An 11,535-nucleotide genomic window follows, 5' to 3' on the forward strand; every position below is an offset into this window, starting at 1 on the left:
TGTCGCCTCGCATAACATTGTTGCGTGTAATATAATTACCATCTTGACCGACGTAAAATTTGTCTTGCACATTCCAAAGCAGTTCCTTGCCCCAATCACTGTAGCGTGACAATCCGAGCATGAACTTTTGAGGTGCGGCAAGTGTATCTTTATCTAATGTTGCGTAATCTGATAGCTGATCTTGATTCTCTACTAATTGATAATCGGTGACGAACATGTCTCGTAGCATGTTTTCCGGAGCTACTGATAATCTAGCAATATGCATACGAATATCTTTGTTTTGTTTGACCTCATTAACAAAGTATTCAGGATAATCCTGGTAATCTATTGATATTGAGCGAATTTGGTAAAGTTCATCATTAGTCAAATGTAACGTGACATCTAGAATAAGACCGAACAAACCATATCCACCGATGACGAGAGGAAATAGTTGACTGTTTTCTGTTCGACTTACATTGATAATTTGCCCGTCTGGAGTGAGTAGTCGAAAAGATTCGACGGTGTCAATAAGCGAGCCAAAACGAATATCTCGTCCATGAGCATTGACGCTAAGTGACCCACCCACAGTAAAAATATTTTGTGACTGCATGACACGAATTGCCAAGTGATCAGGATTTATTTTCTTTTGAATATCCTCCCATGTAGCTCCACTTTGAACCGTAATTGTTTTCTGACTAGGGTTAAAATCCAAAATTTTGTCATAGTTTTTCGTATCTATCACTAAGCCATTTGGAAAGTATGTATGCCCACCCTGGCTGTGCTGCATACCTGCGACAGAAATTTTCTCATCGTTATTGATTGCTTCTTGCACCCAGCTTTGTAACTCCGCTTCACTTGTAGCACGATGAACTTCTTTAATTTTAGTTGGTAACAACTGACCAACATCTTCCATAATTAATGGCTTGTGGTTATATAGCCAAAGAGAAAATGCTAATCCTATTCCATACGAAATTGCAATAAGTATTAAACTTTTTTTCAAAATAGGTCTCCTCAAATTTATGGTAATGAAAGGTAATTTTAGTTAAGTATAGCTTTTAATAGCTTTTCTTACAATGAGGGATTTCTTCCGATATTTTATCATCAGTAACCAAAACCCCAACACTTATCCCTCCCTCCTCTTGTCCCAATTACAACTTTTATGGAATAATGAATCTATGTGTTTTTGTTTGGAGGGATTTAATTGAAAGCTTTCATAAATAAATTTTTTAAAAAAATCACGTACAAACAAGTTCTTCTGTACAGCATTCTAACAATATGTTTTATCATTTCAATCATATTTGTACATAACAATCATGCTTTTTATGAGCGCACTATTGCCAAGGTCACCGAAACGAATTTAGTAGATTCAACCGAGGTGACAGATAATCACAATAATGAAGATACATTAGTCACACAGGATATCGTGGCTGAGATAAAAAATGGTGAACAAAAAGGCGAGCTTATCCATATAACGAATGAGTATTCTACCTCTAGAGGTTACGATCAAGCCTATCAAGTTGGCCATGAATTGTTTGTTTCCATTGATGAGAAAGCGGATAAGAATACAAATTTAGTTGGCACTATAACTGATGTGAAACGGGATAAATTTATCGTGTTGGTCGCATGGGCTTTTGTCTTAATTTTACTCTTGATTGGAAAAAGACAAGGACTGTTCTCGATCATAAGCTTAGTCGTAAATGCTGCTTTGATCTCCTTTGCATTAGACATTTACATTCACACCTCAGGGATAAGTCTATTATTGATCTGTGGCATTAGTGTTATTTTATTTACGGTAATTTCCTTATTACTCGTGAACGGATTTAATGAGAAGACCTATGCAGCGGTAGTTGCAACCTTATTAGGAACATTTTTCTTGTTGTTGATTACTTATTTGGTGATTGTGTTCACATCCGGGAACGGCTTGCGCTATGAGGAGATGGGATTTCTCACCCGTCCTCCGCAAATGATGTTTATGGCAGGATTGCTGATTGGTTCTTTAGGCGCTGTCATGGATGTGGCAATTACGATGTCTTCATCAATCTTCGCTCTATTTGAAAAAAACAGTAAAATTGCGATCAGCGCATTAAAAACTTCCGGACTGGAAATTGGAAAAGATATTATGGTCACAATGACGAATATTTTATTTTTTGCCTATATTAGTGGCTCGATTCCAACGCTTATTTTGTATTTAAAAAATGGTTCACCACTCGGATACACTTTTACGATTAATCTTTCCTTGGAACTAACGAGAGCTCTAGCTGGCGGGATTGGTATTGTATTAACGATTCCAATTGGGTTGTATACAGCTTTATTCTTTGTTAATCGAAAGAGGGCGCGCGTATGAATACACTAGTAGTAATGGCGGCAATATTATTTTTATTAATGGTTGCTGTTGGTGGCGGAAAGGGTGCAAGATCGTTTATTGCTTTGTTTTTTAATTTTGTTGTACTTCTTTTTGCGATCTTTATTATGTTAGATCCATCTGCAAATATAATCTTAGTAACGATTATCGCAAGTGCAGCAATTAGTTGTATTACACTTTTTTATATTAATGAGGTGAACAGCACAACTAAAACGGCATTCCTGTCTACGGTAATCACGATCGTTTTATTAATCTCTCTTATCGTGTTCCTAACAGAAACAGCGATGATTCAAGGTTTTAGCGAAGAAGAAGTAGGAGAGCTTTACATATTTTCCTTTTATATCGGCATCGATTTTATGAAAATTGCTGCTGCCGTTATCATTATGAGTACCATTGGTGCCATTACAGACATGGCGATTGCGATTGCCTCACCAATGCGGGAAATATTTTACCATCATCCAACGATTACTAAGAAAGAATTATTTAAATCCGGATTAAGTATCGGCAGAGATATTCTTGGCACCAATACGAATACGTTATTTTTTGCCTTCTTTGGTGGTTATTTAGCATTACTGATCTGGTTTAAGGATCTTGATTATTCTACTGGGCAAATCGTCAATTCAAAAGTGTTTACCGAGGAAATCATAACGATTATGTGCGCCGGCATCGGCATAGCAATCATTATTCCCATTACTTCTTGGATCACAGCGTATGTTTTGATGAAGGCGGGATTGAAGAAGGAAGAGGAGATTGAGGGGAGTGAGTGATGCAATGATTTGTCTACGAGTGGGAAGCAGACTCCATCAGGTAGCTATTATATGAAGACTGATAACAATTGGATATTATTAATTCTACACATACCGGTTTTTCCGGTATTTATAGACATATACTGATTTTCCCGGTATGTAAAGACCACTAATTAATATATGGTATTTTCTCGGGGTGATCGCACTTCTAATAATCCTATATATCATTTGGTTTCCTCTTAAAAAAATCGCAACACCTTTATCCGAGGAATTAGGTAGACACTATAGTAGAACCGCTCTATATCTTACATTGTTTTGGATTGCTTATCCAACAGTTTGGTTAATTGGTCCATCTGGTTTAGGTATTACGCAAAGCATTGTAGATTTACTTACTTTTATCATTCTACCTGTTTTCTCAAAGGTTGGATTTAGTATTCTAGATTTATCGGGACTAAGGAAGCTAGGTTTATCAAAGGTAAAAGATTCAAACTTAACGATGTAATTCGGAACATAAGTACTATATTAATTAGCATGAAAAAATTAAGCAAATGATTTTAGAATTTCTTCTAAAATCATTTGCTTATTTAAGGGACCGACACTCCATTTACTACCGAAGCAATCTTATCAATGATGGTCTTGTAATGCCTTAGCCAACTTTTATTTTCCAATCTCTTTTTACAGGTGATCGGTTTTCTCAGAGTATTGTCGTTCACCTTTTTCACGGTTTTTTTCACGCTTTATATTTTTCTCATGGCGTTTGGCGTTGTTATCTCTTGGTTTTTTATCATCATCATTCGTATTTATTATTTGTGACATTAGAAGATGCTCCTTTCTAAAGAAGTTAGATTTAGTATGAAACAGAATAACATTATTTATGTGATGGATATATTGGGTATCAATAATGAAATTTAAAAAGACAAGGGCACGTTATGGCCCTTGTCCCTTTGAAGGAAGGTTGAAATACTTTGGCGAGTTACTTAAAACATACTGTAGTATCGTCCATCGCTAACACCTCATTTAAAAGGATTCACTATGGGTTTCTACATTCACTTGTTTGTCGATCACCAACACCTCATTTGCATGAAGATTGTGATTCTTACCTTAACTTTTTGGTTAAAGTTCATCCAAGTTGTTTTTCACTGACACCTCATTTATTTCTGTTTTCCTTCCAACAAAAATTATTATGCCTAATAATACAGATATTATTCAGAAGCAGAAAAAGGTTTTTTACCCTGCTCTTTTAACTTCTCATCCAAATAATCACGCAATCGCGATATGGCTGCTTCATCAGAGGTAGGGCCAAGTTTTATTGTTTCCTCAAACTGCTCGTGACTGAACGCTAGGTCAGCTTGAATCACATCTGGGGTTAGTCCAGAAAGCTTGAAGTTGTCATTTAATTCTTTACCAACTTGGTGTCGTTGTTCAGGAGTTAGGCTCATGCTCATGTTTTCACCTCCATTTATTTCATTTTCATCATTCCCAATTAGCTTTTTCTTATGTTCGGTTCTATATATAGCTTTTTCTTATCATTATCCATAACTTATTAGTATTTTCACTTATCTTCAAAATAAAATATAATGAATACATACGCAAGCTGTGAAAAGGAGAAATTAATATGGATATCAAAAAGGACGTTAAAGACCAGTTTGGCAGAAGTGCCGATCATTATGTAGAAAGCATGGGACATCGTGCAGGTTGGGATTTAAAAAAGATGATTGAAATGGCTAATCCAAAAGGTGATGAGCTAGTCCTTGACGTTGCCACCGGTGGCGGTCATATGGCAAATGCGCTTGCCCCGCATGTAAAAAAAGTAACAGCACTGGACTTAACACCAGAAATGTTAGCTGCTGCGAAGAAGTTTATTAAAGCTAACGGACATTTTAATGTTGCGTTTGTGGAAGGTGATGCCGAACAACTTCCATTTGAAGATGAATCCTTTGATCTCGTTACTTGTCGGATTGCTCCACACCATTTTCCAAATGTTGAAAGCTTCGTTGCTGAAGTTCATCGTGTATTAAAATACGGTGGAAAGTTTTTGTTGGATGATAACGTGGCACCTGAAGTTGATGCGTACGATGAATTTTATAACAAGATTGAAAAACTGCGAGATTATAGTCATTATCGTGCCTGGAAAAAGACGGAATGGATCACAATGCTTGAAACAAAGGGATTTGAAATACAAGCATTACATCGTTTTGAAAAACGATTTAGTTTCGATAGTTGGTGTGATCGGATGAATATGCCATCCTCGGAGAAACAAGCATTAACTGAGATAATACGAAATGCTTCAGATCAGGTGAAGGACAGGTTTCGTGTTGAATTGGAAGATCGTAAAGTGATAGCCTTTGTTGGTGAGGCTGCTTTGGTAAATGCTGTGAAGCGTTGATTTTGATTAAAATTAAAGGGTTTGTGAAAAATATGACTGTAGTTTTACAACATTCTCCAACTACCCGTTGCAAGTTCTCATAAATAACTTTACGTATAGTTATTTCAAATTTGACAAAACTAAAGCCATTCTTTAACTTAAGGTGATGATCAATGATCCTTGCTGTATTTGTCTTTATTTTGGTTTTCTTGTTAATAATTTTTTGCAACTATAAAAAGAAACTTCATCTTTTTGAGATCCTATTTATTGGAATGACAGTTTGGTTAATTACACATTCGGTTTCATCTATTCTTATTGTCAATTTAGAATTACTAAGCTTGTCAAACAGTAAAAGTGATTTCTGGACTCATTTTTTTAAGCGGCTATTGCTTTACCCGTTAATTGTTATTATCTTTTTCGATATGTACCTTAGATTTAGAAGTCGCATTGGAAAAGTCGTCCTTTTATTCTGTAATATTTGCTTTATGTCTTCGTTAGAGTTTTTATTTATTTTTTTAGGGGTACTAAAAAACAAAAATTTTAACATTCATCATTCATTAATGGAATGGACATTTACAGTTGCTCTTACATTTATACTTTGGAACTGGTACAGAAAACAACGTCTAATGAGGTAATAATATGTTACTATACCTTCCTGAAAAATTTGATATTAATGAATGGGCTATAATTATTACAGTAGTATTTAACATTGTGATTTTTTTATCTTTCCATAAAAGAATTCCAAAAGAGATAACCCCTTTAATTGTATTGCTCAGCATTTCATTTCCCAAAATTTTGGATCATTCAATGGGAGTTAAGCCATTTAATTACTATGACTTAACTGATACTAATAAGTATGAGTTATTTGATGTAATTTTCTACGGTGCGTATCCAGCTTTCGGATACTTATTTGTCTATTACTTGGATTATTTTAATTTTAAAAGAATAAAACTAGTCTTATACTTTTTATCATGGGCATTATTCTCAGCTGTATTTGAACTACTACTAGTTAGACTACATGTGTATGTTTACACTGGTTGGAAAATAGTTTATTCATTACCCGTCTATATTTGTGTTCTTTCACTAACGTTTTTGTTTTATAAGTTCCTTATCTATTACAAAAATAACAATACCGACAAACAAACTAATAGGGCTAAATAGATTTCTTTGCCCTATTTCTATTCACATAATATGGGTCTACTAATAATCAAACGAGTTACTTCTCAATTTGATTCCGAGATTTTTAATAATTGTAAAAGTGGCATATCGTAACAGAACTCTGATTTTAATTATCTTTTACAAACCTTCTGAAGATATGAAAGTTAAACTATGTCATTTTTCAATAAGTGTGTCAGCCAGTCGTGTATTCGCCTACTTCATTGCAACCTCAAATCATGTTCAGACCCCAACTGCAAATTACATTTTATCCAAATCGTTTAGCTGACACTTCAACTAATCTCCCAATAACAACACTCGATACAATTACGCTTGCGGTTAACAAGTAGAATCGTTAACAAGAATTTTACGTATTTCATTAAAATACGGTTTGCTACACCCTTAGCAATTTCTGAATAAGTATTAGGAAGGATTACAACCAATTACTTCCCACCATAGCGGCCAGCAATATCACCACTGCGAACAGACTGTTGAATAGTTCGGGCTACCTTTTCCAAAATACGATCCCCTTCTGCATGACCGAACTAGTTATTCACATATCTAAAATAATCATTATCCAACATGATAAAAGAGAGGTCATTTTGAAGATCGACTATTTTTGAAACCCTTCTTCCAACCATTTAACAAAAAAGTTCCCCAAGACGATAGTCTCAGAGAACATAATATTAGTTTTTTTATCGACGGAGGAATGTATTTCCCAGTTACTTATATTAATCTACTAATACCTCTTCTTTTCCCTTGAAATTTTCATACCATTTATCGATTTCTTTCTCACTCATCGGGCGTGCAAAATAATATCCTTGAACAATGAGCGCTTCAGGAGTTGAGCGTAAGAATTCAATTTGGTCTTTTGTTTCGACACCTTCAATTACAATTTCTAAATTTAATGAATAACATAGTGAAATAATCGCCTTCATAATGGCAGAATCCTTTTCTGAGCTTGGAACATCATCAACAAATGTTTTGTCAATTTTTAATGTTGTTATTGGTAATCTTTTTAAATAAGACAAAGATGAAACACCTGTTCCAAAATCGTCTAGTGCTACAGGAAAGCCTAATGCTCGTAAGTTATTTACTGCATGAATGGCACTCTCTATATTTGAAACAACACTCGTTTCTGTCATCTCCAACTCCATTTGGTTAGCTTCAATATCATACTTTTCAATGCTATCTTGTAAAGCCTTCATTAACCTTGATGACGTAACATAAGGACCAGGTATATTAATTGCCACCTTCCAATTAATATGTCCCTCATACTTCCATTTTTTAATTTGCTGGCAAACCCTATCAATTATCCAATCTGTCACATCAAACATCTTTCCATGCTCTTCTAAAATCGGAATGAATACTCCAGGGGATATCGGACCTTGACTAGGATGGTTCCAGCGAAGCAGTGCCTCTAAACCAGACACTTCTTTTGTTTTCAAACAAACCTTTGGCTGATAAACGACAAATAAATCATTATGCTGCATCGCTTGGTCAATATCTAAAATTAATTTCTGCTCAAATGAATACGTATGAATAGCAGGATCATATTCAATAACTTCATGTTCATAATTTATGGTAGGGTGCTGTAGCACCGCCATGGCGTTTTCAAAAAGCCTAGGAACATCCGCACTTTTACGAGTAACTGCATAGCTAGATGCCGTTTTTACTGTGAGCGATTGGTCCTTTACAACGATCGGCTTAGCCAAAATAGATGAGACTTGCTCCAAAGTAATTGTTAATTTTTTATATTCATGTGAATGATTCGTATATAACGCAAACCTATTTCCTTCTATTCGATACAAACTTACTGACGTCGGTTTAAGCTTTAACGCCAATTGTCCGATCGTTCGAATTATCTCATCTCCTAATTCATACCCATAGCCACTATTCCATTCAGCTAAACCATGAATATGGATGATAGCAATATATCCAGTTGAAGAGGGAGATTTTAATAGTTTTTCAAATTGTCTACGGTTCGGTAATTTCGTGAGTGCATCGAAATAATTTAACCGATAATCAACATAACGATCTACTATGCTTGAAAAAGCTGAAAAACCAAGCAAGAGAGCTATACCTACAGTAACTCCTACGATAATTAGCGTCGTATCCATGTTATGCACATGGTTTATCAACTGACTTGAAGATTCAGGCAAGTAAAATACGATGGCTTCCATCCCTGTATAATGCATACTTGCAACAGCAAGTCCCATAATCATAGCTGTTATTCCTTTAATTAAAAAATTTCCCATCAGACGTTGCTTTGAAGAAAATATATAGATTGCAATTAGGGAAACAATAATTGCAATACCTATAGAAGCGGCAAATAGCCAAGGCCGATACACGTAGTTGGCTTCCATCTTCATCGCAGCCATTCCTAGATAATGCATGGTTGAAATCCCAATTCCCATTATCATTCCTGCAATTAAAGTTGATCTTAGTAGACGTTTTTGCCGACTAGCAATATAGAAAGCCAAAAATGATGCTATAATTGCTGGAATAGCGGAAATAATTGTAGTGAACACATCATATTTCATGGATACCGGTAACATAAATGCCGCCATACCGATAAAATGCATGGACCAAATCCCAAGCCCCATGGCAATGGAAGCAAGAGTTAACCAAATATTACGATGAAAAAAGCTATTTTTTTGAATTCTTTCATTCATTGAAAGCGCGGTATAAGAGGCGCAACAAGCAATAACAATCGATAACGCGACAATAGGTAAAGAATATTCACCATGAAGATAAATGACCTGATTCGGATCAGGGAATGTAAACATAGGCAATAACCTCATTCAGAGATATTTTTTATAGCTTATTCAATTTCATAATACTGATTTTTAACTACTGTATAAGGTAATTTTAAAATTGACTCAGCTAATAGTAAAAAACGTAAATATATGGTCCATTATATAATAAATTTGAAATGAATAGGTGTATTAAACGCGTTTAACTTTAATTAACAATCTAAAATGAGATAAGATGAAAACGAGTCCTAAGCGTTATAGTAGTGTACAATATTACGATATAAGCTGCACGACATACCCACCAGCAACTCCTAATAGAACAATTAACCAAGCTGGTACTTTCCATATATTTAACAAACCGAATAAGATAACAGCTAAAGCAAAATCAGCAGTACTAAAAATAGAGCTACTGATTACTGGATCATAAAAAGCGGCTAATAAAATTCCTACAACACTCGCATTTACACCCATTAAAATGCCTTGGAAAGATACACGCTTACGCAATTCATTTAGAAATGGTAAAGCAGCAATAATTAGTAAAAAGGAAGGTAGAAAAATTGCAATTGTTGCTACGATCGCTCCAGTTACTCCTTCCATCATCGTTCCAAGATAACTAGAAAAAGTAAATAATGGACCAGGTACAGCTTGTGCCATTCCATATCCAGCTAAAAACTCGTCCGCTGTCAATAACCCGTTAGGTACTACTTCACGCTCAATCATTGGTAATACGACATGTCCACCACCAAATACAAGTGAACCAACTCTAAAAAAGATATCAAAAATGTTTAGAAACGGGTTATCTGAGATTCTGTTTAACAAAGGTAATATAATGAGTAAACTGATTAAGGTTCCTAGAGAAGTCAAACCAAGCTTTTTGGAAATACGAATGGAAAATGGCTGTACTTTTGACTCGGCTTTATCTTGAAAGAACTTTAATCCTAATAAACCTGCACCAACAATAATTAAAATCTGCATCCATGCAGATGGAAATAAAAGCATGATAGTAGCAGCAACTAACGATATTGCTATCCGAGGTTTATCAGGTGTCAACTTTTGCCCCATACCTATTAGTGCATGTAAAACAACAGCTGCAGCAACTATTTTCAAGCTGTGTATGAAAGTCGCATCTCCTAAATCAAAGGTTTGATACATCAACGCAAAAATAATTAATACGATGATTGATGGTACTGTAAATCCAATCCAAGAGACGAGACCCCCTAGCAATCCTCCACGCAGCATACCGATCGAAATACCAACCTGACTACTAGCAGGACCAGGAAGGAACTGACAAACAGCAATGATATCTGCATATGTTTTATCATCTAACCATTTTCTTCGGTCAATGTACTCGTCCTTAAAATATGCTAGATGAGCAACTGGACCTCCAAAAGAAGTGAAACCTAATTTTGTGGAAGCCAACAAAATTTCGATGAGCATTTGAAATTTATTTTTTTGCTTAGACATAGTTACCTTCCTCCCTATTTTATTTCTTTAAATAACTCATAAGCTTTTTTCCTAGCCTCTATAAGAATTGCATTTCCTTTATCTGTAGTGGAGTAATATTTTCTAATTTTACCTTCTACGTTTTTCTCTTCCCTTTTCAATAGTCCATCAGACTCCATGCCATGTAATATAGGATAAAGGGTACCTGAACTAATGGTATAACCATGTTCTCTCAATTCCTCTACCATCCATACACCATAGATAGGATGCTCGTTGGCATGATGCAATATATGAATGTGTATGAACCCTAGAAACAGTTTTCTTAATACTTTATCTTCCAATAGATCACCTCTATTTTACAATATATAATTTAGATATCGAATACCGATATCGGAATTATATATTAAGTTACTTCACTAATTCAAGGACAATATAGGAAACTTAACAGTATCTTTACAGCTAAGTGAACGCTTACGCATGAATATTTTTGAAAACTTAAATGGAGACATAACAGGAAGGGGCTAGAAGGAATTAGATCGTTAGCACTGATGCCTGGCTTTTCACAATTTGAATAACTGTTTAAAAAGTTCGGTCTTACAGAAAATAATTGGTGAGATTTGCAAAGGTAAATCCCGAGGTAGCACTCTCACATCTGTAAATTTCACCTCCATCAATGGGACTCAGCCTGACGTCGAAGAAAATTACAAAAAAGTATTTCACGAATTTCGA

General features: G+C 35.2%; 11 protein-coding genes and 1 pseudogene. 5 read left to right on the forward strand and 7 right to left on the reverse strand.

Annotated elements, in window-relative coordinates; translation table 11 throughout:
• The coding region (locus tag ACI6MV_RS02220; protein WP_407268230.1) for an FAD-binding oxidoreductase at nt 1–979 on the reverse strand (979 nt) is incomplete at its 3' end.
• A gap of 201 nt (nt 980–1,180) precedes the next feature.
• On the opposite strand from ACI6MV_RS02220, the gene ACI6MV_RS02225 reads away from it, so the two are divergent.
• From ACI6MV_RS02225 to ACI6MV_RS02235, 3 genes are all read left to right on the forward strand, one after another.
• Nucleotides 1,181–2,323, forward strand: coding sequence for a YibE/F family protein (locus tag ACI6MV_RS02225; RefSeq protein ID WP_407268231.1), 1,143 nt, complete (start codon nt 1,181–1,183; stop codon nt 2,321–2,323).
• Nucleotides 2,320–3,108 carry a YibE/F family protein gene (locus tag ACI6MV_RS02230; protein ID WP_407268232.1) on the forward strand — a complete coding sequence of 263 codons (789 nt, stop codon included), beginning with the start codon at nt 2,320–2,322 and terminating at the stop codon, nt 3,106–3,108. Before ACI6MV_RS02225 ends, ACI6MV_RS02230 begins: the two co-directional genes overlap by 4 nt.
• A 157-nt stretch (nt 3,109–3,265) precedes the next feature.
• Entirely contained in the window at nt 3,266–3,589 is a 324-nt protein-coding gene (locus ACI6MV_RS02235) for a bacteriorhodopsin (RefSeq protein WP_407268450.1), read from the forward strand.
• A 173-nt stretch (nt 3,590–3,762) separates the two neighbouring features.
• Here the strand turns inward: ACI6MV_RS02235 and ACI6MV_RS02240 are convergent, their stop codons facing one another.
• Nucleotides 3,763–3,903, reverse strand: a complete 141-nt coding sequence (locus ACI6MV_RS02240) for a DUF3941 domain-containing protein (RefSeq protein ID WP_407268234.1) — start codon at nt 3,901–3,903, stop codon at nt 3,763–3,765.
• A 386-nt stretch (nt 3,904–4,289) separates the two neighbouring features.
• Nucleotides 4,290–4,532 carry a DUF2316 family protein gene (locus ACI6MV_RS02245; RefSeq protein WP_407268235.1) on the reverse strand — a complete coding sequence of 81 codons (243 nt, stop codon included), beginning with the start codon at nt 4,530–4,532 and terminating at the stop codon, nt 4,290–4,292.
• 170 nt (nt 4,533–4,702) lie between these two features.
• Between ACI6MV_RS02245 and ACI6MV_RS02250 the strand changes: the two genes are divergently transcribed.
• Together ACI6MV_RS02250 and ACI6MV_RS02255 are read left to right on the forward strand one after the other, a co-directional pair.
• On the forward strand, nt 4,703–5,473 hold the full coding sequence (locus ACI6MV_RS02250; RefSeq protein WP_407268236.1) for a class I SAM-dependent methyltransferase: 771 nt from the start codon (nt 4,703–4,705) through the stop codon (nt 5,471–5,473).
• Between the two features lie 786 nt (nt 5,474–6,259).
• Nucleotides 6,260–6,613 carry a hypothetical protein gene (locus ACI6MV_RS02255; RefSeq protein ID WP_407268237.1) on the forward strand — a complete coding sequence of 118 codons (354 nt, stop codon included), beginning with the start codon at nt 6,260–6,262 and terminating at the stop codon, nt 6,611–6,613.
• 437 nt (nt 6,614–7,050) lie between these two features.
• Here the strand turns inward: ACI6MV_RS02255 and ACI6MV_RS02260 are convergent.
• The 4 genes and pseudogenes from ACI6MV_RS02260 to ACI6MV_RS02275 form a co-directional block, all read right to left on the reverse strand.
• Nucleotides 7,051–7,140 (reverse strand): annotated as a pseudogene (locus ACI6MV_RS02260) (diguanylate cyclase domain-containing protein); the annotation flags it as partial.
• A gap of 198 nt (nt 7,141–7,338) precedes the next feature.
• Nucleotides 7,339–9,396: a putative bifunctional diguanylate cyclase/phosphodiesterase gene (locus tag ACI6MV_RS02265; protein WP_407268238.1), complete on the reverse strand. Its 2,058-nt coding sequence runs from the start codon at nt 9,394–9,396 to the stop codon at nt 7,339–7,341.
• Nucleotides 9,397–9,636: 240 nt separating this feature from the next.
• A complete protein-coding gene (chrA, locus tag ACI6MV_RS02270) occupies nt 9,637–10,827 on the reverse strand; it encodes a chromate efflux transporter (RefSeq protein ID WP_407268239.1) in 1,191 nt (396 codons plus the stop codon).
• A 14-nt stretch (nt 10,828–10,841) separates the two neighbouring features.
• Complete coding sequence (locus tag ACI6MV_RS02275) at nt 10,842–11,147, reverse strand: PadR family transcriptional regulator (RefSeq protein WP_407268240.1); 306 nt, start codon at nt 11,145–11,147, stop codon at nt 10,842–10,844.
• Between the last annotated feature and the right edge of the window lie 388 nt (nt 11,148–11,535).

The organism is Radiobacillus sp. PE A8.2, from assembly GCF_045635475.1.
Classification (GTDB): domain Bacteria; phylum Bacillota; class Bacilli; order Bacillales; family Amphibacillaceae; genus JBJGXI01.

Coding starts and splice junctions, on each gene's coding strand:
- chrA (WP_407268239.1), bottom strand. CDS start 10,827: ATGTCTAAGCAAAAAAATAAATTTCAAATGCTCATCGAAATTTTGTTG.
- ACI6MV_RS02240 (WP_407268234.1), bottom strand. CDS start 3,903: ATGTCACAAATAATAAATACGAATGATGATGATAAAAAACCAAGAGAT.
- ACI6MV_RS02230 (WP_407268232.1), top strand. CDS start 2,320: ATGAATACACTAGTAGTAATGGCGGCAATATTATTTTTATTAATGGTT.
- ACI6MV_RS02245 (WP_407268235.1), bottom strand. CDS start 4,532: ATGAGCATGAGCCTAACTCCTGAACAACGACACCAAGTTGGTAAAGAA.
- ACI6MV_RS02255 (WP_407268237.1), top strand. CDS start 6,260: ATGGGAGTTAAGCCATTTAATTACTATGACTTAACTGATACTAATAAG.
- ACI6MV_RS02250 (WP_407268236.1), top strand. CDS start 4,703: ATGGATATCAAAAAGGACGTTAAAGACCAGTTTGGCAGAAGTGCCGAT.
- ACI6MV_RS02265 (WP_407268238.1), bottom strand. CDS start 9,396: ATGTTTACATTCCCTGATCCGAATCAGGTCATTTATCTTCATGGTGAA.